General features: G+C 49.7%; 19 protein-coding genes. 11 read left to right on the top strand and 8 right to left on the bottom strand.

What is annotated here, in order from left to right; translation table 11 throughout:
- Nucleotides 1-3: 3 nt before the first annotated feature.
- A complete protein-coding gene (locus tag B5M13_RS14090) occupies nucleotides 4-3,105 on the bottom strand; it encodes an amidohydrolase family protein (RefSeq protein ID WP_080056285.1) in 3,102 nt (1,033 codons plus the stop codon).
- Nucleotides 3,106-3,270: 165 nt separating this feature from the next.
- Here B5M13_RS14090 and B5M13_RS14085 point away from each other — a divergent pair, with 165 nt between their 5' ends.
- The gene (locus tag B5M13_RS14085; protein WP_080056284.1) at nucleotides 3,271-4,017 is read left to right on the top strand and encodes a hypothetical protein; all 747 of its coding nucleotides are present in this window, start codon (nucleotides 3,271-3,273) and stop codon (nucleotides 4,015-4,017) included.
- A gap of 184 nt (nucleotides 4,018-4,201) precedes the next feature.
- The gene (locus B5M13_RS14080; RefSeq protein ID WP_080056283.1) at nucleotides 4,202-5,446 is read left to right on the top strand and encodes a BamA/TamA family outer membrane protein; all 1,245 of its coding nucleotides are present in this window, start codon (nucleotides 4,202-4,204) and stop codon (nucleotides 5,444-5,446) included.
- On the opposite strand, the gene B5M13_RS14075 is transcribed toward B5M13_RS14080, so the two are convergent.
- On the bottom strand, nucleotides 5,443-6,555 hold the full coding sequence (locus B5M13_RS14075) for a Gfo/Idh/MocA family protein (RefSeq protein ID WP_080056282.1): 1,113 nt from the start codon (nucleotides 6,553-6,555) through the stop codon (nucleotides 5,443-5,445). The genes B5M13_RS14080 and B5M13_RS14075 overlap by 4 nt on opposite strands.
- 9 nt (nucleotides 6,556-6,564) lie before the next feature.
- A complete protein-coding gene (locus B5M13_RS14070; protein WP_080056281.1) occupies nucleotides 6,565-8,004 on the bottom strand; it encodes a DEAD/DEAH box helicase in 1,440 nt (479 codons plus the stop codon).
- Between the two features lie 206 nt (nucleotides 8,005-8,210).
- Between B5M13_RS14070 and B5M13_RS14065 the strand changes: the two genes are divergently transcribed.
- The gene (locus tag B5M13_RS14065) at nucleotides 8,211-9,443 is read left to right on the top strand and encodes a mandelate racemase/muconate lactonizing enzyme family protein (RefSeq protein WP_080059924.1); all 1,233 of its coding nucleotides are present in this window, start codon (nucleotides 8,211-8,213) and stop codon (nucleotides 9,441-9,443) included.
- A gap of 35 nt (nucleotides 9,444-9,478) precedes the next feature.
- Nucleotides 9,479-10,576 (top strand): L-dopachrome tautomerase-related protein, encoded by a 1,098-nt coding sequence (locus B5M13_RS14060; protein WP_080056280.1) that lies wholly within the window; start codon nucleotides 9,479-9,481, stop codon nucleotides 10,574-10,576.
- A 23-nt stretch (nucleotides 10,577-10,599) separates the two neighbouring features.
- Here the strand turns inward: B5M13_RS14060 and B5M13_RS14055 are convergent, their stop codons facing one another.
- Nucleotides 10,600-11,010 (bottom strand): hypothetical protein, encoded by a 411-nt coding sequence (locus B5M13_RS14055; RefSeq protein WP_080056279.1) that lies wholly within the window; start codon nucleotides 11,008-11,010, stop codon nucleotides 10,600-10,602.
- Between the two features lie 217 nt (nucleotides 11,011-11,227).
- Here B5M13_RS14055 and B5M13_RS14050 point away from each other — a divergent pair, with 217 nt between their 5' ends.
- The 3 genes from B5M13_RS14050 (at nucleotide 11,228) to B5M13_RS14040 (ending at nucleotide 15,170) form a co-directional block, all read left to right on the top strand.
- Nucleotides 11,228-13,327, top strand: coding sequence for a TonB-dependent receptor (locus tag B5M13_RS14050; protein WP_080056278.1), 2,100 nt, complete (start codon nucleotides 11,228-11,230; stop codon nucleotides 13,325-13,327).
- A 104-nt stretch (nucleotides 13,328-13,431) separates the two neighbouring features.
- Nucleotides 13,432-14,067 (top strand): ABC transporter ATP-binding protein, encoded by a 636-nt coding sequence (locus tag B5M13_RS14045; protein WP_080056277.1) that lies wholly within the window; start codon nucleotides 13,432-13,434, stop codon nucleotides 14,065-14,067.
- Between the two features lie 8 nt (nucleotides 14,068-14,075).
- Nucleotides 14,076-15,170 carry a hypothetical protein gene (locus tag B5M13_RS14040; RefSeq protein WP_080056276.1) on the top strand — a complete coding sequence of 365 codons (1,095 nt, stop codon included), beginning with the start codon at nucleotides 14,076-14,078 and terminating at the stop codon, nucleotides 15,168-15,170.
- Here the strand turns inward: B5M13_RS14040 and B5M13_RS14035 are convergent.
- The 3 genes from B5M13_RS14035 to B5M13_RS14025 form a co-directional block, all read right to left on the bottom strand.
- Complete coding sequence (locus B5M13_RS14035) at nucleotides 15,167-17,821, bottom strand: ABC transporter permease (RefSeq protein ID WP_080056275.1); 2,655 nt, start codon at nucleotides 17,819-17,821, stop codon at nucleotides 15,167-15,169. The genes B5M13_RS14040 and B5M13_RS14035 overlap by 4 nt on opposite strands.
- The gene (locus B5M13_RS14030; protein WP_080056274.1) at nucleotides 17,818-18,153 is read right to left on the bottom strand and encodes a PadR family transcriptional regulator; all 336 of its coding nucleotides are present in this window, start codon (nucleotides 18,151-18,153) and stop codon (nucleotides 17,818-17,820) included. The genes B5M13_RS14035 and B5M13_RS14030 overlap by 4 nt, the downstream gene beginning before the upstream one ends.
- Nucleotides 18,154-18,292: 139 nt before the next feature.
- A complete protein-coding gene (locus B5M13_RS14025; RefSeq protein WP_080056273.1) occupies nucleotides 18,293-19,273 on the bottom strand; it encodes a Gfo/Idh/MocA family protein in 981 nt (326 codons plus the stop codon).
- A gap of 263 nt (nucleotides 19,274-19,536) precedes the next feature.
- On the opposite strand from B5M13_RS14025, the gene B5M13_RS14020 reads away from it, so the two are divergent.
- The gene (locus B5M13_RS14020) at nucleotides 19,537-20,325 is read left to right on the top strand and encodes a hypothetical protein (protein WP_080056272.1); all 789 of its coding nucleotides are present in this window, start codon (nucleotides 19,537-19,539) and stop codon (nucleotides 20,323-20,325) included.
- A gap of 62 nt (nucleotides 20,326-20,387) precedes the next feature.
- On the opposite strand, the gene B5M13_RS14015 is transcribed toward B5M13_RS14020, so the two are convergent.
- Nucleotides 20,388-21,704 carry an aminotransferase class V-fold PLP-dependent enzyme gene (locus B5M13_RS14015; protein WP_080056271.1) on the bottom strand — a complete coding sequence of 439 codons (1,317 nt, stop codon included), beginning with the start codon at nucleotides 21,702-21,704 and terminating at the stop codon, nucleotides 20,388-20,390.
- Between the two features lie 91 nt (nucleotides 21,705-21,795).
- On the opposite strand from B5M13_RS14015, the gene B5M13_RS14010 reads away from it, so the two are divergent.
- The 3 genes from B5M13_RS14010 to B5M13_RS14000 all read left to right on the top strand — a co-directional run bounded on the left by B5M13_RS14010 (nucleotide 21,796) and on the right by B5M13_RS14000 (nucleotide 23,969).
- A complete protein-coding gene (locus B5M13_RS14010; protein WP_080056270.1) occupies nucleotides 21,796-22,653 on the top strand; it encodes a sigma-70 family RNA polymerase sigma factor in 858 nt (285 codons plus the stop codon).
- 66 nt (nucleotides 22,654-22,719) lie between these two features.
- Nucleotides 22,720-23,151, top strand: coding sequence for a hypothetical protein (locus B5M13_RS14005; protein WP_080056269.1), 432 nt, complete (start codon nucleotides 22,720-22,722; stop codon nucleotides 23,149-23,151).
- Nucleotides 23,152-23,159: 8 nt separating this feature from the next.
- Nucleotides 23,160-23,969 carry an SDR family oxidoreductase gene (locus B5M13_RS14000; RefSeq protein WP_080056268.1) on the top strand — a complete coding sequence of 270 codons (810 nt, stop codon included), beginning with the start codon at nucleotides 23,160-23,162 and terminating at the stop codon, nucleotides 23,967-23,969.
- Nucleotides 23,970-23,999 lie beyond the last annotated feature (30 nt).

Genomic DNA, 23,999 nt, shown 5'->3' with positions numbered 1-23,999 from the left:
CGTTTATTTGCTCTCTGCGTTTTCTTCTTCCCCTTCGGCCATCACGCCCTCAATGTCTTCGCAATGCCACATACGTGCCCGACGGAACGTTGGGCGAACGGTTGATGCCCCACCCGCTTTGGCAGCCAGCATTTTCTGAATGATTCGGGAGCGTTCGGCATGAAGTGCATCACGTTTTGCCTCTTCATCCTTGAGGCTAAAGTACGTAGCACCTTCGATCATCGTGATTTCAGGCCGTGCATAAATCGACAGCGGGTGTGCATTCCACAATACCAGATCAGCATCTTTACCGGCCCGAATGCTACCCAGACGGTTATCCAGGTGCAAAAGTTTCGCCGGGTTGAGCGTTACCATTTTCCAGGCATCCTCCTCGCTTACGCCACCATACTCAACCGTTTTAGCGGCCTCCTGATTCAGTCGACGGGCCATTTCAGCATCGTCGGAGTTGATCGATACCACCACACCCTGGCGATGCATCAGCGCGGCATTGTACGGAATGGCATCGTGTACCTCCATTTTATAGGCCCACCAGTCGGCAAACGACGAACCACCTACTCCATGTTTCGCCATTTTGTCGGCAAGTTTATAGCCTTCCAGAATGTGCGTAAACGTGTTCACTTTGAAGCCGAGCGAATCAGCTACTTTAAGGAGCATATTGATTTCCGACTGCACGTATGAGTGGCAGGTAATGAACCGTTTTGCCGCCAGAATTTCAGCCAGTGCATCCAGTTCTATATCCCGACGGGGCGGGATAGCCGTTGCTTTTTCTTTAGCCGATAGCTTGTTGTAGGTTTCCCAGCCTTTCGCGTATTCTTTGGCCCGGGTGAAGTGGTCCATATACACCTGCTCAACACCCATCCGCGATTGCGGGAAACGGGTCAGCACGTTCGGGTTGGGGTAATTGGACTGCTTTACGTTTTCGCCGAGTGCAAACTTGATAAACCCATCCGCGCCTTTGATCAGCATGCCCTCGGGCGATTCGCCCCATTTCAGTTTCACCAGCGCCGACTGCCCTCCAATAGAGTTGGCCGAACCGTGGAGCAGTTGGGACGTGGTTACGCCACCGGCCAGTTGCCGATAAATATTAATGTCTTCGGGGTTAATCACATCCGACATCCGCACTTCGGCTGAACTTGACTGCCCGCCTTCGTTGATAGACAGCAGGGCAATGTGTGAATGTTCGTCGATAATGCCGTTGGTCAGGTGCTTGCCCGTCCCGTCAACTACCTTTACACCAGCCGGAGCCGTCAGCCCCTTCCCTACTTTCGAAATCTTCCCATCTGTCACCAGCACATCGGCACCGGTTAATACGCCATCTTTCTCGTTCGTCCAGACGGTGGTATTCCGAATGAGCACGGATTCGGCCTTGGGTTTCTGAGCATTACCCATCCCGACAAACGGAAAAAGTAGCGTAGCTGTGCTGCTAGAGGGTGTTGTAGCGGTTGTTGACGCCATAGCCGATGTCGAACTAGTCGCCGAAGTGGACGTTGCAGTGGTCGATGCCGGGGCATCGCCCGTACGAACTGCCGACCATTGGATGATTTGACCATTGGGCATTTCACCATCGCCTTTGAAATCGGTGGGCGACGTCCGGTAGCCAGTCAGGCGAGTTGTTCCTGGCTGCCGCCGATTCAGTTGAATCTGCATCGAGATCAGTTCGCCACTGACCGCTACTTTGGGGGTTATACGGGCCGTATCGGCTACGATCTGGTAGTCGAGTTTATCAGGCGTTTTCCCAGTGATGTTCAGCTTCAGGTTGCTCCGATCCCCGATGGTCAGCGCCCAGGCACCACGCAGGTCTACAGGTGCTTTGGTCGTTACGATATACTGCTTACCCCGTGTCCAGCTTTCGTAGATCACGTTATCGGCACTAAACAGATTGCCTGACGTAATAATGAAATTGGCTACATTTCCTTTCTGCAAGGTTCCGAGCATATCTTCAGCATGGATCAGTTTGGCTGGAATGATGGTTAGTGCTTCCAGTGCTTTTTGCTCCGACAGGCCATTTTCGATGGCTTTCCGCAGGTTCGGCCAGAAATCTGCCTTGTTGCGCAACCCAGCCGTGGTTAGCGCAAACGGAATATTGGCAGCGGCTAGTCGACCTGCATTCGAAGAGGCCATTTCCCAATGCTTGAGTTCAGCCAGCGACACGTTATCAGCATCCCAGGGGTCTTCAACATCGTAAGGTTGCGGAAAATTCAGCGGCACAATCAGCGAAGCCCCTGTAGACTTTACCTCATCAATCATCTGGTACTCATCACCCGTACTGCGGATAACATACTGAATACCAAACTCGTCCCCAATTTTATCGGCCCGCATGATACCCAGTTTGTCATTGGCTTCAAAAATGGTCGGCAGGCTGCGAATTCGGTTGAGTGCTTCGAGCGACATATTTGCCTGCTCTTTACTACCTGCCCGTTTGTACCAGTCGGCATCATACATAGCCTGCCGTAGTAAAGCTACCACCCCCATCATAGAGTTGGGGTATTGCTGGGTAGATGTTCCTTTGCTGAACGAATAATGCGCGGTTGCATTGGGTTTAAGCACCAGCGTATTTTCCCGATCATCAGCCAGGGTTACCAGCGCTCCCGTACCACGGGCAATACCATCGTGTGGATGCACCAGCACAGCACCAAAACCCAGTTTACGTAACTCATCGGCTTTGGCTGCATTGGCTTTAAAAATAACACCAGCCTCATTTTCAGGCTGAATGGCCTGGTTCCAGTAATACGGCCCCTTCTTGTTCGATTCGTACTGGGGAGCACCAGCCCCACGGCCACCACCAGGTCCACGCGTAACCTCCGGCATACCGTAGTCAGAATCAATGTCGATAAGCGCCGGGTAAATTCGTTTGCCTTTCAGGTCGGCTACGACGGTTCCGGCTGGAACGGAAACGTTTGTTCCAACCGCTTCGATACGCCCGTTACGGATAAGCAGGGTCGCGTTTTGCAGGGTCGTTTTGGGGTCTACAACGATGGTTGCGCTGGTAAAGGCATACAGCCCCGGCCGCTCGTCGTAAACACCATTTTGTGGGAAGGTTGTCTGAGCCAAAGACCCATAGGCCAGACTGACTGCAAGCAGTCCTGTCAGGGAATGTTTTATCATGAAAGACTAGTTGATGATTGGGTTAACTGCCAAAAATACAGAAATAAAAACGCCTTTGGGTATCAGAACCAAAGAAGATTTTGCGAATTAAGGCGCTATGACATGATTTATTTCCAATGAAAATTTGTTTCTTTATTCCTTGATAACCATTCTATTTATTTTCCTATGCGTTTTTTTCTTTTCGCCTTTTGCCTGGTCGGATCGATCCCAGCGTTCTCCCAGGCACAAACCGAATACATGGCCCAAACGACTCGGGATCGTATCAATTTTACGAACCTGAACGTTACCAACAACGCCACACTCTTTACTATTAAAGGAGAGTCTGGCAAACTCATCGGCGATCCGTATCTGGATACCACCTGGCAGGCTGGTAATGTAAAATTCTACAATAAAGTAGGGGTTTCTCTGACAAACGATTCGCTGGCCGGTGTACCCGTTCGGCTCGACTTGTCGACGAATGAAGTCGAGATTAAAGCCGGTCCTAAATCCATTAAAGCGGTCAAATCCTCGGCTGTACGCTACGTTGACCGGAACAACCTGTTTGGGTCAGTTAGCCGATTCGTCAACGTGCATGAATACCAGGGAGAAGCAGAATCGTTGAATGGATTTTTCGAGCAATTGGTCAACGGTGGCAAACTGGACCTGTTGCAATACCCTTCGGTTTACATCCGCAAAGCCAACTTCAATGTGGCCATGAATACCGGAACGAAAGACGATGAGTATATGAAAAAGATGGACTGGTACGTTGCCCGCGATAAAAAAGCCGTAAAATTCTCGCCCGGTAAAAAATCCATTCTGGAGCTGATGGATGATAAAAAAGAGCAGGTTGAAGCGTTTATAAAGACGCAGAAGCCCGACCTGAAATCACGGTCGGGGCTGATGACCGTGTTTGCCTATTACAATAAGCTATAACTTTGTCGCATAGTTTTCACTAGCTCTAAAGGTCGTTTTTCGAGCAACAGAGCTAGTGACAGGTATTTTTGCAACGTTCAGGTAGTATTTAGCGTTTTAATGGCTGTAGTTTCTGTGGCATAGATACCACAGCACTCTTGCTAACGCCCTCATTGACAAACTATGCGATCTTTCTGACCCACCCATGAAACTCCTCTACTGTTCGTTTGTGGGTTTACTGTTACTGATTGTATCGGATAGTACCTGTCTGGCTCAAATGCCGCTTTCGGATACGGCTGCCCTCTCATTTAGGCTGCCCGTTACGCAGTCTGTTAGTCCTACCCGCGATGTAGCCGATTTAGTTAGTCGTTGGTTTCCGCGTCTGCACATTACCCCTCACGATTCGGCAAGTCTACATGAAGGGAAGCGATTTCTGATCGTCATTCCACAGATTGGCTATACGTTACAAACGCAGTTACTGGCGGCCGTTCTGTTGAATACACCGTTCCGCCGATCAGGGGCTAACATGTCGACGATTAGTACACAACTGACTTATACGCAGAATAACCAGGCGTTTCTTACAGCCATTTCGCAGATTTGGAGCCGCAATAATCGCTTTCTGTGGACCAACGACTGGCGGCTGATGCATTACCCGCAGGCCACCTACGGGCTGGGTATGTATACCTCAACCGACCGACGGGTAGTGGATATGGATTATGCCTATCTGCGTATGTACCAGAGCCTGCTACGACAATTAGCACCTAATTTCTATGCGGGTATCGGCTATCATCTGGACCTACACTGGAACATCGAAAGTTACAACGCCTTCCGGGAGTTTACACGTATTTCGGGCTATCCATACGGAGTTCAGGGTCGTTCGGTTTCTTCAGGCCCAACCCTGCATATCTTGTACGACAACCGCCAGAACTCCATCAATCCGACCGGCGGTTTGTATGCCAACGCTGTGCTCCGCAGCAATATGGAGTTTCTGGGAAGCGATGATACCTACCAATCGTTGTTGCTGGAGCTGAGAAAGTATATTCCGATTTCTCTGCAATCGGGGAATATTCTGGCGCTCTGGTCATACAACTCATTTACGCTGGATGGGAATCCACCCTTTCTCGATTTACCTAGTACAGGCTGGGACAGCAACGGTAATCTGGGTCGTGGTTTCATTCAGGGGCGTTTTCGGGGCAAAAACCTGCTCTATGCCGAGGCAGAATACCGCTTCCACATCACAGATGATCGCTTATTGGGGGGCGTTATCTTTGCCAATGCCCAAACCGTAACCGAACAGGCAAGCCGACAATTTGAAAAGGTAGTCCCTGCTGTAGGTGGCGGGTTACGCATCAGGATGAACAAAATTTCCCGCACGAACTTATCTATCGACTATGGCTTCGGTATGGATGGATCGCACGGTCTGTTTTTCAACCTGGGTGAGGTGTTTTAGCTTTTCAGGTCAATCGTAATTTTCCGCCCGGTGTCGGCAGCCTGTAGAATCGCGCCGATCAGCTTCATATCTTTCCAGCCTTCTTCTCCCGAAGCTTCGGGCGTGGTTTTGTTCCAGATCGATTCAACAAAAGCGTCCATTTGCGCTATTTGCTGGTAGTTCGGGGAGGCTACATTCATTGGACCTTTGCTGGTTAGGCCCTGTGCCCCCGTTGCATTATACGCAGGCTCAAGCTTATACCAACCCCAACGTTCACAGGTAACATACAGTCGATCAACATACGACGAATAGGTAGTTCGGCAATCGGCAATAGTTCCACCGGGAAACTCAAACTGCCAGAATACCATCTCATGAACGTCTTTAAAATGCTCTTTATCGTAAGTAAATGCCTGAGCGGTTACGCTGATCGGGTCCAGATTGAGTGTTCGTCGGGCACCCTGTATAGCATAAATACCCAGATCCATAATCGCTCCGCCCCCACCAATCTTCTTATCTAATCGCCATGAGTTCGGTCCTGGAACGGTGAACCCCAATGCCGATTCAATCACTTTCACCTGCCCAAATGCCTTCTCGGCTACCAGTCGGCGCATTTCCAGATGATGTGGCTCAAAATAGAGCCGATACCCTACCGACAACTGAACACCCGCTTTCGCACAGGCTATAATCATCTGCCGAGCCTCGTTGGCATTCATCGCCATTGGCTTCTCGCAGATCACATGTTTACCGGCCTGCGCTGCCCGGATGGTGTATTCGGCATGCAGGAAATTCGGCAACACTACATAGATGATGTCAATATCGGGATTGTTCCGAATCTGATCGAAGGTCTGGTAATTGTAGATGTTCTTCGCCGGAATATTGTATTTAGAAGCCCAGGTTTTGGCTTTGTCGGGCGAACCGGTTACAATACCGGCGAGGTAACAATGCTGGGTTTCCTGAAGTGCTGGAGCTAGCTGATTGGTTGCATAATTTCCCAACCCAACCAGGGCTATCCCTAACTTTTTAGGTGCAGACTCTCCGAACGACAACCCACTTACCGATTGAGTGAGTAAGCCACCGACCGCAATTGAAAGGGTTTGCAGAGAAGTTCGTCGGGAAATGAGCGTATCCATAGGCACAGTCTATTCGCCAGTAGCTGAGGGGTTGGCAGGCGAAGCCGTCCGAGCAGTCCCATTGCCGGGTGCGTCACTCTTTGGCCCACGCCGACGTTTTTTCCGGCGTTTCGTTTTACCAACTGGCTGCTCTTCGGCATTTACTGGAACAGACGGTTTTTCACCCTCCACTGTTGCATCAGGGCGAGGTTTAGGCGCAGTCTTTTCGCTCCGCTCCCGACGATTGGCCGGGCGTGCTTCACCCGATGCCCCCGGTTCCTGCTTTCGTCGTTCGTCAGTCCGACGTTTATCCCGACCACGACCCGATCCTCGTCCACTTTTGCCACGCAGTCCACTAAACCGACGTGGATCAAATACGGGCGATTTGCCCATACCCAGTTCTTCGGTAATGGACTGTTTGTCAACCTCCCGTTCGATGAGTCGTTCGATATTGACAATCCGGTTCTGATCCTGATCGCTGATGAAGGTGATGGCCGTTCCGGTGGTGGCGGCCCGTGCCGTCCGACCAATCCGGTGAACGTAATCTTCCGCATCACGGGGAATATCGTAATTGACAACGTGCGTCAGATTATCAATATCGATCCCGCGCGACAGTACATCGGTAGCGACCAGAATAGGGAATGCTTTGTTTTTAAAATCCCGCAGTACCACTTCCCGATCATCCTGCTCCAGATCGGAACTGATTCCTCGCGCTTCATAGCCTAGTTTGCCTAATGCCCGAACTATACTGTTTACTTCGGCTTTTTTGGACGTAAACAGCACCATACTTTGCACGGGTGTACGGCTATGTTGAATAAGGTGTACCAGCAAAGGTAATTTCTGAGCGTCGTAGGCTAGATAAAACTGCTGATCGATACCGGCTGCGGGTTTGGAAACGGCCAGCCGGATTTCGTCAGGCTCCGTTAGAATACGTTTCGAAAATTCCCGAATTTTGGGCGGCATGGTAGCCGAGAACAGTAGCGTTTGCCGCTTGGCAGGCAGTTTAGCCACAATATTCAGGATGTCGTCCGAAAAGCCCATATCGAGCATTTTATCAGCTTCATCCAAAACCAGGTAATCGATTTTGTCGAAGTTGACATACCCCAACTGCATATGGGCAATAAGTCGGCCAGGCGTAGCAACAATAATGTCGGCTCCGGTTTCAAGCGCTTTACGCTGCTTGTCCCAGTCATCCCCCTTACCTCCCCCATAAATAGCAATACTGCGTGCCTGCACAAAATAGCCAAAACCCTCAACCTGTTCATCAATTTGCTTGGCAAGTTCGCGCGTGGGAACCAGAATAAGCGTGCTGGTATGATCGTGGTTGGCGTGTGAAATTCGATCAAGGAGTGGAATCAGATAAGCCGCTGTTTTACCAGTCCCAGTCTGCGCACTGGCGATGAGATCGCGCCCTTCAAGGATTTTAGGAATGGCCAGCTCCTGAATGGGCGTGGCCTTAAGGTAGTTCATCGCATCCACACCGGCCAACAGGTCGTCGTGGAGATTAAATTCTTGAAACGTCAAGATACAGCTTCGTGAAGGTGAAAACTAACTGACCTTGACATCCCGGCCAGCTTTCTGCTTGATTGGAAACAAATATATCGAAAAAATCGAATTTTATCCAGTATTCTCCTTCGCGGGTGGCCTTTCCTGAAAGAATATTCCTTCCCGAAGCCATGCACCGCCGACAGTTTCTCCATTCAGCCATCTTCAGTAGTAGTTTGTTGGCAAATGCCGAGCCGTTTGGTTCGATGCTGACACCAGCCGACGATTTTCCCGTGTGGCCCCTGCCTGATTTGCACCACGTACTAGCCAGCCCAGTTCTCATTCGCTCGGTCGAGTTATTGAAAACACAGGGACAACTGATGCTGGTCGCTACGGCTCAGGATGGTACACGGGGCATTACCCAATGTAACGACCGAATGCCTAATTTATCGTCGCTGCTCAAGGGGCTGGTTATTGAGTATTTCATTGAAAAAGACGCCCGGGATCTGCCTCAGTTAGTCGATCATGCGTATCGACTCAATTCAAATTATAAATATGCCGGGATGCCGCTCTGGAACTGCATCGGTTCGGTTGAGCTAGCGGTCTGGGATTTGCTGGGCCGACTGGCGAAAAAGCCGGTTTATCAACTTTTGGGAAAGCCGGTACGAACCCAGTATGACGTCTACATCTCCGACTTCGACCGGGGTACGCTAACGCCCGATGCAGTTGTTGATCAGCTCGCCCAAAAGTTAGCGGCTACAGGTGCCAAAGGTGTAAAAATTAAGGTCGGGGGTAGAATGCAGAATACACCCGACGACGAGCGCCGGACAAGAGCCTTTGTTCCATTAGTCCGAAAAAAACTGGGTGATTCGATAACCATTTATGCCGATGCCAATGGTTCATATACCCCTAAGGAAGGCATTGCCATTGGGCACATGCTGGAAGATAATGGCGTAGCTATTTTTGAAGAACCCTGCAATTTCGAGGATGAAGACGGCCTGCGAAATGTCAATCGAGCGCTGACCAAACTTCGGCTGGCGGGTGGCGAACAGGATACCAGTCTCTATCGTTTCGACCGACTGGCCCGCACCGATGTGTACGATCTGCTGCAACCCGATTTGTACTATAACGGTGGCATACTTCGGGCCTTACAGGTAGCCGAAATTGCCCGAAAATACAATAAATCCATTGCTCCTCATACGCCCAAGGCCGATCCATTGATTGCCCCCTTCTGGCACCTGGCAGCAGTTTGCCCTAATTTATATGGGTTACAGGAAACGGTGTTCGATCTGGCCAGTAAACCAGTAACCTGGTATACTCCTCCCATTCGGATTCAAAACGGGGCCATTCAAATTCCAAACTTACCGGGCCTGGGGATTACTTACGACGAAACAATCTGGAAAACGGCCGAGCGAATTGTCTGAAGTCAACACAATTCGATGACTCTGGTTATATTAGTATGAAAACACTTTCCGTTACTCTTTTCTTTTTACTGAGCTCATTCATTGCATCGGCTCAATCGCATCCATCTACTAAGCTGGAAACCGTCGCTCAGTTTGGCAGGCACCAGCCCATAGGATTAGGCGTCTCGCAGGACAACCGCATCTTTGTTACATTTCCTAAGAATCCAATCAACTATGATTATGGTTTGGCCGAAATCGTACATGGGAAGCGTATACCCTACCCTAACGCCGAATGGAATCAGTGGGATTCGCTGAACCCGCAACATCGGTTTATTAATGTTCAAGCCCTGTTTGTCGATCAAACCAATGACCTTTGGGTACTTGACCCGGCCAGCCCATCGGGCCAGAAAGCGATACCTGAAGGCATTAAACTGCTCAAGATCAATTTAAAGACCAATCAGGTGGAACGTGTTTACCGTTTCGAGGACTTACCCCGCGAACGAACGGGGCTGAATGATGTCCAGATCGATACCAGACGGCAGAAGGCGTACCTATCCGATCCGGGCCGGGGAGCGATTGTTGTGCTCGATTTACGTTCTGGAAAAAGCCGAACGGTGCTGGATACGGCTCCATCGACCAAAGCCGATCCTGATTTTGTGCTCACCATTGATGGGAAAGAAGTTCGGGATAGCCGGGGCAATCCATTTCGGAGTAATGTCAACGGTATCGCCCTTACGCACGATTTCAAGTACCTTTATTTTCGCCCGATCACCCAAACTAAACTCTATCGGATTACCGTTGACGATTTAGTCAATCTAAACCTATCACCTGCGGAGTTGTCGGGGCGCGTCGAATCGATGGGCGAAACGGGTGTGTCGCATGGGATGATTGCCGACAAAGCGGGGCGTATTTACCTCACCGATTCCCCGGATAAAGCCATTCGGTATGTCACTCCCGGCGAGTCTACGGCTGAACGGCGGCTGCGCGTCCTGGTTCAGGACAACCGATTACTGTGGCCGGATAGTTTCGGCATCGGAACGGATGGGTATTTGTATGTAACAGCCGCCCAGATACATCGTACCCGTCGCTACAATAATGGGGAAGACAACGTGGTCTATCCGTTTGGTCTATACCGGGTGAAATTGCCGGAGTAGATTGAACGATAGCTTTAGCTTTTTCAAAGGCCAACTGCGCCATCTGGCACCGGCTTATTTCTGAACTCCCTTAATACCCTATCGGTTTGGGTTGCGTAGAAAGGGCTGTAATAAAAGGAATTACCTTCATAAACAAGCACTTCATATCTCAGCGTAAATCGCTTATGTCCGGCTGATTCACATGACAGAAAGGGCAACCAGTCCCCCTGGTGATACACGCAGGCAGCACTTTGCAGTTCCGACATCACCCGCAGGTAAGTCTCATTAGCCTGATCACGTTCTACCTCGCTTTGATCAGCATACGGCTGCCACAGCAGAGAGCCTGCCAGCAATGCAACGATTATCACACCGCCTGCTGCCAGTTGAAGCACCCATTGCAGGGTATGTATGAGCCGTAGTCTCAGGCTCTTCTCCTGTAAAGATAAAGCTTGCATACTACGTTACTTGTCAAATTTAGTGCCAGAAAAGAATCATAGTATATAATCTTATTGATCAAAAATGGTGCTTACGCCAAATACAAGAATCAATCCGCCTTTCACTGAATTTTTATGCAGGCGGTTTGATTACTGGATTACTGGCTCGATTTTATCTCATTCAGAAACCTTGTTTCCCGTTATTCGATGTACTTTTACAAGGCATAGCCGTCGTTTTATGTTCAACAACTACCTACTCTTACCCCTAACCCTTTGCCTCATCAGTCCTGTTCGTCTACTGGGCCAAACACCAGCTTCGTCCTTAGACGATACCCTGCAATTGAACGAGGTTGTTGTGCGCGGGTATGCCACCAACCGGCGGTTGCTGGAAACGCCCGCTTCGGTGGGCGTACTGACACGACGGGATTTGAACCAACGCTTTGGCATACCCACCATCGTCTCTTCGTTAAACACCATTCCCGGTGTACGGGCCGATGAACGTTCGCCCGGAAGCTATCGGCTGGCCATTCGGGGAAGTGCTATCCGATCCCCTTTTGGCGTGCGAAATATCAAAACCTACTGGAATGAATTACCACTGACCGATGCGGGTGGCAACACGCCCCTCAATGCACTCGATGTGCGGGCTCTGGGCCGGATCGAAGTTATAAAAGGTCCCTCTGGCAGCTTGTATGGCGCAGGCACAGGCGGCACCATTCTCTTTAGCGGTCTGGCCGTACCTGCCAATAAAAGCAGTGTCGAGCTTTCTGCATTAGGTGGCTCCTATGGCTTATATGGCAATGGCATTTCCCTGCAAACCGGCAAAGCCAATTCAGCTATATCCCTAAATTACAACCATTTGCAGTCGGACGGATACCGCGATCAGAGTGCGGTCGTGCGCGATAACCTAAGCTTTATTGGCTCTTTCAACGTAAACCCCAAACGGACGGTCTCGCTACTGGCGCTGTATTCCGACCTCCATTATCAAACCCCCGGTGGACTGACCGAAGCCCAGTTTTTACTCAATCCAAGAGCATCCCGACCAGCCACACCTACGTTGCCCAGTAGTGCCGCTCAGCAGGCAGGTATCTATCAGAAAGTCGGGTATTTTGGCCTGTCGCATGAATACCGCTGGAACGACCGCATTCAAAACACGACGGTCATTTACAGTTCCACCACTGATTTTGCCAACCCGTTTATTACCAATTATGAAAAACGGACCGACCTGGGAATTGGGGGCCGTTCGGTAACTCAATTCAAATTCCCCAATAGTCCGCTGCCAACGGTTGTTACGGTTGGTGCCGAACTCTTGCGCAACTTCACCGTAGATCGAAACTTTGGCAACCGAGCTGGCTTACCCGACACCATTCAGACTGATGAAGAACTAATTTCCCGGCAAACCACGCTGTTCGCTCAGGTTGAAACCGAACTGCCTGCCCACTTCCGACTGACGGCAGGCCTGAGCCGAAACGATGTTCGGTATGATTTTACCCGGTATATGGTGCGTTCCAATGGGTTACCGACGGCCATGATCACCCGAACGTTCACCCCTGTCTGGCTACCCAGGGTCGCTCTCTTACGCACCTTTGGTCCTAATTTATCAGCTTTTGCGAGCATCAGTACGGGTTATTCGGCTCCATCGAGTCAGGAAGTGCATCCCTCGGCAGGTGGCTTCAGCACATCACTCAACCCCGAGCGTGGCATTAGCTATGAAGTAGGTGTTCGCGGATCTGCCCTAAACAGCCGTCTGCGGTTTGATGTGGCCCTCTACAAGCTACAACTCCGGGAGACAATCGTTCGTCGATCCGACGCGGCTGGTGCCGATTATTTTATCAATGCAGGACGCACCGACCAGCCAGGTCTGGAAACTCAGCTTAGCTATGACTTTGTGCTGCCCAATACAACCCAATCGCTGACCTTACTTCGTCTTTGGAATAACCTGACATTGACCAATTATCGATACCGCGATTATCGGCAGGGAAACGTCGACTTGTCGAATAACCAGATTCCGGGCGTAGCCCCAACGGCCAACACAACGGGGATTGATGTCGAAACGCGCTCAGGTTTTTATACGCATCTGACGTATCTATTTCTGCTGGAATTTCAGTTGAATGATGCCAATACAGCCTTATCGAACCCGACGCAGCTCCTTCAGGGCACCCTGGGTTTTCGTCGTAACCTGGGCGCGCATTGGACACTGGATGTGTATGCCAGTGGCGATAATCTGCTGGATCGGGCCTATTCGCTGGGCTATGATCTGAATGCGGTCGGGAATCGATATTATAATGCGGCCCCCGGCCGGAATGGACTGGCAGGCGTCCGACTTAGCGTAAAATGGTAGGGGTTTCGCGCATGGCTCGTGAGGAATGGTCAGCCGAAATGACAGAAGGGAATTCGTCTGCCTGAATTCATTCTTATTTTTGGTGCTTATCAATCGAATCGTCCTTGCTGACTGTATCCAACTTCACCAAAGCCTACAACGGTCGAACGGTACTGGCCCTACCAGAGCTGGCATTTTCATCAGGCATCCATTATTTCCGGGGTGGCAATGGCTCCGGCAAAACCACCTTTTTCCGAACCGTTGCCGGACTCCTTCCCTTTTCAGGAAAAATCTGGCTGAAAGACCAGTACGAGATTAACCGCGATCCGGTCGCCTACCGCCTACGGGTCAACTATGCTGAAGCCGAACCGCTGTATCCATCGTTTCTGACACCTCGTGATCTGGCCGGATTCGTTGGTCAGGCGAAACAGGCCCCATCGGGGCAAGTCGAACATATCGCCAGTATTTTGGGCGTCAATACCTTCTGGACGCAACCGACAAGCACCTTTTCGAGTGGGATGCTTAAGAAGTTATCCTTGTTGCTGGCGTTGCTAGGATCTCCAACACTCGTTTTACTCGATGAACCCCTGACGACCCTCGACGTTGCAACGGCAGCAAAACTATTCGATTATATCCGTCAACTTCATACAGAACAGGGGGTTTCGTTCTGGCTTACCTCACACCAGGATGTCAGCCTAACCGGCTTAACCCTAAGCGGTATCTGGCAGGTGGGCGATGGGGGCATTGTACCGACAACCTAATCTGTCTTATGCTGACGTTCCTGAATCGAATTTTTGTTGGCCCCTTTTACGCTCGCAACGCCGGTACATTTCTGGTCATTATTCTGCTGGCCTTTGGCTTTCTGAGCGCCCGCGAACATAAAGCCTTAATTACCGCTTGTCTGGGTTCCTGGTTTTTAATGGTCCTGGTATTCATCCTCTGGGGGCTTTATTTAGTAAAGGTCAGTTCATTTGTCCGCCAGGAATTAGCCGCGCCCGAACATTTGTTTCTGCAATACCTTTGGCTGGTACCCACGCCTTCACGTTATGCGCTCTGGCTCGCCCTTCAAATAGGATTGCTAGCCCCTGTGATTGCCTACGGAGGCTGGATGGTTCAACTGGCAACGGTGTATGAAAAATGGGATTCACTAACGGCTATCGTTGCCTACCTGTTGTGCCTGATTGGCGTTGGCGCCTATCTAAATGATTACCGCCTTCGGCATCCCGGTCCCGATGTGCTCCGCCTTCCCCATCTCCGCATCAAGCTCGCTTACGAACTGTTTTTTCCCGTCTACTGGCTCCGGCATGAACCACTTTCGCTGGTATTGACCAAAGCATTTTCGTGCTTACTGCTGGCGGGTGTTTGCCGACTCTACCCCACCGACGATTACGACCAGCGGCTGTTGCTCATTGGGCTATTGCTGGCGATACTGGGGCATGCGCAGGTGGGCGGTCAGGTGAGCACCTTTGAGAAAAAATACCTGCTCTTACTCCCCAATTTACCCTTTTCCTGGTGGCAACGACTCGTGCGGTATGCCTTTACGTATGGACTTATCTGGCTTCCTGAACTCCTGATTTTAGGGCGAAATTACCCGGCTGAAATTCAACCCGACTACGTTATCTGGCTTTGGCTGACGGGATGGGGCTGGTTACTGTTTCTGCATAGCCTTGCCTACGGGTACGATATCCTTCCCGAACGCTGGCTTTCAGGCATTTTTGGCGGCTTCATCGGTGGCCTACTCCTGATTATGTTCGGCGTACCCATAGGAGCCTGGTTAGCTATAGGCTGGTTGGGCGCTGTATGGGTTTGGTACCGATTTTCCGTGACTAAGGTAGTGACGCAAGGGAATGCGTCACTACCTTAGTCACTTTTCAATACCTTAGCTGGGTTTTTTCGGGCGGCATTCAGCGTCTGTGACACAATCATCAGGAAAGCCGGAATCATTACAACCAATACACTAATGACGAGTTCATTCACCCGAATGGGTTGGTGATAGGCAAAGTTGACCAGAACGACCTGATCGAAAAAGAGATAGGTTGCTGGAAGAGCCACGAAAGCAGCTAGCAGAAGCAAATTCAGGAAGCTTTTACTCAACAGATAGACCAATCCTCCTTCGCTGGCTCCGAGTACTTTGCGAATACTAACTTCTTTCAGCCGGGTTTCGGTCATAAATACGACCATGCCCAGCAGTCCCAGAAAAGCGATGCAGATGGCCAGAAACGCAACAAAGCCAATCACCTTAAGCATAATGGCGAACTGCCGGTAGGCCTCTTCAATCTGATCATCATAAAACTTGGCTTCCATCGGATGCATTTTATCCAGCTTGCGCCAAACCTCCTCAATACTCGCCAGGGTAGCGGGCAAATCGGTAGTAGCCACTTTTACATTCAGATATCCACCCGTTTGATCTGTAAAGTACCGGAACATGACGGGCTCAATTTGTTTCTCCATCGTTCCGTAATGGAAATCCTTTAACACACCGACAATCGTGAGCTTCTTTTTATCGACAACCACCTGTTCGCCCAGTGCTTTCTGCGGGTTTCGTTTGGCAATGTTGAATCGTCGGATGACCTGCTCATTCACAATAACTTCGCTCTCCTCCTCTCCTTTTTTAGGATGTCGGGTAAAATTTGTTCCAGCCAGGAGTTTGTGCTTATGAATTGGCAAATAATGTTCGTCAACCATATTATGCCAGACCAGCGCAGAGTCCTGACTATCTTTGTACTTCATGGTCGTTCCGCCCATGCTGCCCAGGCTGGTGATCAACTGCGATTTCGATACCTCGGCCACGCCGGGAATCTGGCTCAACTCGTTCGCCAACACCGCCCCTTTATTTCCTTTCAGGTTTATATTCAGAATATTGTCGGTCGTAAAGCCCAGGTCGAAAGTTAGAAAGCTCCGGTACTGCGCATAGCCGATCAGGGTTGTTGCGATGAAGACAAGAGACAACCCGTACTGAATGATAATCAGCGTTTTACGCAGGGTAAGCCGCCGAAATACTTTCAGGGCCGATCCATCTCTTAACACCTGCACCGGTTTGATTCGGGAGAAAAACAGGGCAGGTAAAATTCCGGCTAACAACCCTACAAGAATGGCCAGTAAAATAAAATAAAGAATGATCCGAACCGAAACCTCTAGCGACACCATATTATTAATAAACGGATCGAGTGCCAGAAACTGAGTTCGAAGAAATAAAAAGAGCCCAAACGAGATTACCAGCGCCATTAACGCAATAATGACGGATTCGGCCATGAACTGGCCTAACACATGACTTTTCAATGCCCCGATAATTTTACGAACTCCTACTTCCCGCGAACGACGAAGGGACCGGGCAATTGACAGATTAGTGTAATTAAAACAGGCCGACAGGATAATAACCAGCGCCAGTCCACTCAAAACCCAGATCACAATCGGTATCATCGTAGGCCCAATCGCATTGTGTAGCTTCCGTCCCAGCGATGCTTCTTTCAGCGGCTGAAGCGATACCGAAACCGTTCGATTTATCAATCCGCTGTTTTCCTGTTTATTAAACGTATTCAGGGCCTGCAATACCGATTCGGGTTTAGTCTGCACGGGTAAAACCATGTAGACATAATTCTGCCAGATGTTATCCCATCCATAAAAATTAGGGTCTTTTCTGGTAAACTGCGCTTCTGCTGTTGAGAAAGAGGCTAATGCTTCGAATTGAATATGAGACAATTTCGGAACATCTTTCATTAAGCCTGTCACGGTATAGTTCAGCGTATCCAACCGAACTGTTTTGCCCAGTGGATCGACATCGCCGAATAGCTTTTTGGCCGTTTTTTCAGTCAATATCAGTGAGTATGGGTCTTTCAAGGCTGTGGCGGGATTACCTTCCAGTAAGGGAAAGGTAAATACCTTGAAAAACGAAGCATCGGCCCAATGCCCACCTAGGGGAACCGTTGTCTCACCCACGGTAGCATCCCCACCAAAGCCATTACGAAGTATGGTTAACGCGTCAATTCCTGGTACACTTTTGCGAAGGCGCTGTCCCACTTTTACCGATGTTGAAGCCAGATCGATTGACGGTTGTTCCGGCGTTTTAAAGGCTGTGATCACCCGGAAAATCCGATCTTTATTTTCGTGAAAATCGTCGTAGGCGAGTATATCCGTAACGAATGAAATAACCAGTAAACCCACCGACATACTAACGGCCAGCCCGATGATGTTGATGAAAGAAAATAGTTTGTTACGCACCAGGCTCCGCCGGGACGTTTTGAGGTAACTGCCAAGCATAATCCAATGGATAAAAAGGTTAATAAAATCAGGTTTACGAATGGTATACAGACGAAAAAACTTCAGCACATCCAGGCAGTAAATCCACCGGGCTTTCCGTGGCCCTTTAGTCGTCAGGTTGCGTTCGAAGTACTCATTCAGGTCCCCCTGCAAGTCTTCCAGTATGTTGGGGCGGCAGTACCAGGCCAGCAACCGTTGCGCCCACCGGGGTGGTTGTGTTGGTTCTGTTTCCTTCGAATTGGCGTTGAATGATCTCATAACGAGCCTTCCAGATTGAAACCGGGGATGATATTCCAGAGCGACTCGCGCACTTCTTTGGCTTTTATCAGGGTAACTTTCCCAGCATGGGTCACCTCATAGTAGCGTTTACGTTTGCCTCCTCGGGCGCTGGTCGCATCGCCCAGGCGGCTTTTTACAAATCCCTTCTCTTCCAGTCGGTTCAATACCGCATGTACGACGCCAAGTTTAGCTGCCCGACCCGTGTGTTTTTCAAGCTCATCACAGATGGCAACACTATAGGCATCATTGATCAATGCCGCAATGGTCAGTAGAACCAGTTCTTCAAACTCGCCCAGGTTAGTGCCCTTCATGAATCGATAGTCAAGGTCAATGCATATTTATTCAGTAAATGTATGTAAAATACATTTACAACTCTCTATTTGTATGTAAAATATTTTATCACCGGTCAGGAAACGCCAGCGACCATACCTGGCGTTTCCTGACCGGTCTCTACGGGGCGGTTATCCAGTCGAGGATTTGGCTGGACCGTATTCCGGTTTCACCTGTGCTTGGGCTTTTGCCTTCTCCCCGCAGTTCCTGTACAATTAATTCGATCAGGGGTTGCTGAACGTGTTCGGGAAAGGGAACAGTGATTTCTTCGGCCCCCGACTCGGTTTCGAGCTTAATGACGAAGTTTTCGAAAAATGAAAAGGTAAGCTTCCCTTTTGAGCCTATCAACTGCGTTTGTTCAAGCCGCTGCTCTTTGTTGACTGTCCAGCACCAGTTCCCGGAACCTAGGACACCCGATTCGAATGCAAAACTGGCGACTACAAGATCATCAGCTTCATAAAGTCCGGCCTGATTTCGGGTTATACCACTGGCCGATTGTATAGGCCCCAACAAAAATTCCAGAAAATCGAACTGATGGGAAGCCAGGTCATGCAACAACCCGCCCCCCGAAACCGCTGGAGTAACTCGCCAGTTGGGAACGGCAGCCTTTCCTAATTCCCTATCTGCCGGTTCCCAGTTCAACTGGATATGCACATACCGAACGTCGCCAATTGCCTTTTGATCAACCAACTCTTTCACCTTGAGAAAATATGGGAGGGCCCGACGATAAAAGGCGACAAACAGTGGAATACCCGTCTCCCGGCTTACCCGGTTCATGGCTTCGCATTCGGCCGCATTCAAAGCCATTGGTTTTTCAACGTACGTTGGTTTACCGGCCCGCATAGCCCGAATGGCATAATCAGCATGACTGTCAGGTGGCGTTGCGATATAGATAGCATTAACGTCGGGGTCGTTGATAAGCGCATCAGCATCGGTATACCATTTCGGTACCTTATGACGCTGCGCATAATCAGCCGCTTTATCGGCATCTCTACGCATAACCGCTACCAGACTCGAATGGGGTACTTTATTAAATGCCGGGCCGCTTTTTACTTCGGTTACGTCGCCACAACCGATAATGCCCCAGTTCAAATGAAACATAAATGTGATGGAGATAAATTTAAAGCGAGCGCATTGCGCTCCTCCTATAAACACAGGCCACCCAATAGTTTACCTTATCTAGTGCATTGATTCACTGAAGCTGTTTCAAAGGGCATTCTGCTAGGTACCGTTGCTAGCCGTTCGGATCGCTCTTACCCAGATAAGCCCAAACTACCCTAGCGGGTAGCCCCTGAATCCATCGAACCGGACGATTGACGCTGGTATATTGAGTTGAAACGCTTTGTTTTGCCATCGATTACGTGATGCCTGTGCTCAACAAAGCGGTAATGAAGTCGTTTGTGTATTATCTGATTGTGGCTGGCTTAACCATGGCCGCGCTTTTTTGCTTCCATTTCCTCACCAAATATCAGCCCCGTGAATGCCAAGTGGAAAAACTTGTGCTTTGCGGTATTTCAGCTTTTATGAACGTGTTTGTCCTGACTTACCACGTCAACCATCCGCCCCACCCTAAATTTTTTCTGTCGATACAACGACGAACGTTGCTTTACCTTCATATCGGATCAGGCTGTCTGGAATTGGTCAGTTGCCTATTGGCTTATCTGATGGGCCACGCGGGCTGGGCTCTACTGGCAGCCGCTGTAGCTCTGGCGGGTCATATACCCACCTCGTTTTATCAAACTGCCATTGTATCGGGCTCCAAAGCGATTATGATACCGAGCTATGTATTTGTGACGACGCTCCATTTGTTCTGCGCGCTTCATCTGCTGATCGATCCCCAATCGACCTACTGGCTACTCAATCTGTTTCTGGTACTGAATACCTACGTCTGGGTTCGGGTATTTTATTTTCTGTTTGGCCGGATCGGCCTTTTCACCGAATCATTGTATACCAACTCGGTACTCTTTGCAGTGTTGCTGGTTCTACCCGCTGTTTTAGGGTTTGTCGGCAACGGTTTATTCGTCGGCTATCTTATTGCTACGGTGAGTATCTATTATCTGCTCATGCGACCCAATGGCCAGAAACGTTCTCAGTTGATCATTGAAAATGCGCGCCCATTGCTGGTTAGTAAGGCGTTATATGAGCAGGACTAAGCGGTTGATTACAGGAACAAAGAAAAATCCCGTAACGAGTCAGGTTACAGGATTTTTCTTTGTCAGCTTTTCTTTTGTTTTCCGGCTAGCGCTTGTTTTTCCGATATAGCCGTAATGGCGGTGACGAGTCTGTCGAGGTCTTTGGGCGTATGATACACGTGAGGAGTTACCCGCACGCCTTTGATGTTTTCCCACTCGATGGCCGTCGTATGGATTTTATATTTATTCAGGAGTTGCCCGTCAATCTCTCCGGGTTTCATGCCATCGATCGAAAACAGCGCTACAGCCCCAGCAAATTCTGGCTTCAGCGACGTATGAATTTTCACGCCCGGCAAATCCTTCACCCGTTCCATCCAGTAATTTTTCAAGTAGTGCGCACGGGCAAACTTCCGGGCCGTTCCAATGCTGTTGTGAAAGTCGATGGCTGTACCGATGGCCATTTCAGAGGCAAACGAACGCGTACCCAGACTCTCAAACTTGCGAATATCTGGTCCATCGGGTTCATTGTTGGACAAGAGTGCCCAGATGTTGCGAATCTTGTTTTGCTTAATGTAGAGCATGCCACTGCCAAATGGCGCACATAGCCACTTATGTAGGCTGGTTGCGTAATAATCGGCCCCCAGATCAGGGATTTTGAAATCGAACAGGGCAAACGAGTGGGCGCCATCGGCAATCACCTCGATACCGCGTTTATGGGCTTCGTCAGCAATTTTCCGAACCGGCATTACCTGCCCAATCCAGTTGATCATGTGCGTCACATGAACCACTTTAGTGCGGGGCGTAAAGGCCCGGATATACTGCTCAGCCAGCGCATCCTCATTCTCGCTCGGCAAATTCAGGTCCAGAAAAACCAGTTTGATACCATCCCGTTTTTCGCGCTGCTTCCAGGCGTTGAGCATATTCGGGTAATCCTGTTTGGTCAGCACGACCTCGTCGCCGGGTTTCAGGTTTAAGCCGAAAATGACCGTATTCAATCCTTCCGTTGCATTTCGATTGATGGCGATTTCTTCGGGCGAGCACCCACCCAGATCGGCCAGTTTTTCCCGCAGCGACTCGCGGCCCTGATCCAGAATCCGCCACATATAATACGACGGCGCTTCGTTGCAGTACTGATAAAACCGGATATGTGCGTCCTGCACAACCTTAGGCTGTGGGCAAACCCCTCCATTGTTCAGATTCAGCAGATTAGGCGACACCGTGTATTCCGATTTTACCCAGGCCCAGAAATCTTCATCTTTGGCCCACTCCGAAGCCAATTTGAGCCCGGCATCGGCCGTTGGCATCGGGCTGGCGAAGGTTTCCGGAAGAAACGACGGAAGAGTAAGGGCGCCGGTAGCTGCGGCTGCAGACTGGCGAAAGAACGCTCTGCGGGTCGACATAATAGCTTATGTATATGAGGATGAGTGCTGTATCGGTAAATCTACAGGTTTTTCAGTTATTCTGTCAAAAAGAAACTGATTAGTTTTGCCTATGCCAACGACTGACGCAGTTAACACCTATCGCCCTTTGCTTTTTTCCATTGCATACCGGATGACGGGTGAAGTTATGACCAGTGAAGATATCGTTCAGGATACATTGACGAACTGGCTTAGCCGGTCACCAGACTCCGTTCAGGATCCGAAAGCGTATCTGGCCAAAAGCGTTATGAATGCTTCACTCAACCACCTGAGTGCCGTAAAACGCCAGCGGGAGGCTTACAAAGGCACCTGGCTACCCGAACCTATCAGTTGGCCCCACCCCGTACTGGATGCCAAACTGGATATTTCCTATGGTTTCTTATTGCTCCTGGAAAAACTGTCGCCCCTCGAACGAGCCATTTTCCTGTTAAAAGAAAGTTTCGAGCTGGACTATGCCGAACTGGCAGATCAGTTCGATATAACAGAAGCGAACTGCCGCCAGCTTTATCATCGGGCCAAAGAAAAAATAGCCAGCTCAACCCGTCGGTTTACAATTGACCCACATCATCAGCAAACCTTGCTCGAAGCCTTTTCGCAGGCCAGTACTACAGGCGACATCGACAGTTTCATGCAGTTACTGAAAACGGACGTTGTGCTGTATTCTGATGGGGGCGGTAAAGTACGTACAGCTATTAATCCGTTGTTTGGCCGTACAGTGGTGGAACGGTATCTACGATCGATGATCGAAAAGCGAGGGGCTGCACTAACCGTCAGAACGGCTCTGATCAATGGGTCGATTGCCTTTTTATTCTCCGATCAGGACACTCAACTACTGACAACGGTTATGGTACTGGACATTGACGAACAGGGTATTGGTCACATTTTCTCACTCCGCAACCCTGATAAATTAGCTCACCTCCAGAAAAATTAATCGAGGTCTGTCACAAAATGAACAGTTGGTTTGTCTTGCGCGAAACATATCTCAGGTTTCACGCATATGGTACAAAAACATCCCCGCTGGGTGCAGGCCATCCTACTTTATTTTACACTGGCCAACAGCCTACCCGGCCTTTGGGCGTTCTTCATGCCCTTCGATTTTTACAATCATTTTCCAGGTTTCGGACATAACTGGGTTGCGGTCGATGGCCCCTACAATGAACATCTGATTCGTGACGTTGGCGCTTTCTTTCTGGCGTTTACCTGCCTTAGTTCATTGGCCCTTTTCGTTCCACATACCGTAACTGCCAGAGCCGTAGCCATTAGCCTGCTTTTATTTAATATACCTCATTTGTGGTATCATGTAAAGCATTTACATAGGCTACCCGTAGCCGATCAGATTGGCAATGTAGTGACTCTCTCGCTGAGTGTACTACTGCTAATCCCGCTTCTGTTATATAAGCCTCATCTTGTTCAACCCAAACATGCCTGACTCTAAAAATGACTAAAATCTTAATTCTTGGTGGTACGGGGGTACTCGGTTCGGCGATGGCCAACTGGCTACATACCAAACAGGCGGATTATCGAATTGGCAGTCGTCATCCAGTCAAAGCCCAATCGTATAGCATTGTCAATCAGACAGCTACCGACACCTGGACGTATGTCGACCTTGTTTCAGGTGAAGGGCTAATGGAAGCAATGGCGGGTGTCGATACTGTTTTGCATCTGGCCAGTGGAAACGGAAAGATTGGTCGGGATTCGTTCGAATCCGTTCTTACACGGAACATCCTGAAGGCTATCCCCAAGTCAGACGTAAAGCACCTGATATATTGCTCGATCGTCGGTATCGATAAAATTCCGTACGCCTATTACCAGGCCAAGCTCGATTCGGAAGCATTGATCCGTAACAGCCAGGTTCCTTACACGATTCTAAGGGCTACGCAGTTTTACAACCTGATCGATTTTTTTATTAGTAAGCTCATGCAATTTCCCATTGGCTTTTTGCCCGGAAAACTACTGGCTCAACCCATTCATGTCGACGCGGTAGCCGATAAGCTCTACCAACTGACCCTGGCCGGAAACCAGAATACAATCCTGAATCTGGGAGGCCCACAAGTATTGGACTTTCAAACCCTTGCTCGGTCATGGATGACGCACCGACATATATCGAAACCGGTTCTTCCGATACCTATACTGGGCTCACTCATGAATGGTTTAATAAAAGGGTATAACACTTGCCCGGAAATGGCTACCGATTCAAAAACATGGAATGACTATTTGCAGGACATGTACGGCATGCCTTCATCCTGATAGCAGGTGATTTTGCGGTTCGTCTGGCCT

The sequence above is a fragment of the Spirosoma aerolatum genome (assembly GCF_002056795.1).
Classification (GTDB): domain Bacteria; phylum Bacteroidota; class Bacteroidia; order Cytophagales; family Spirosomataceae; genus Spirosoma; species Spirosoma aerolatum.
The sequence above is the reverse complement of the archived record's forward strand: the minus strand, read 5'-3'. Positions and strand labels throughout refer to the sequence as shown.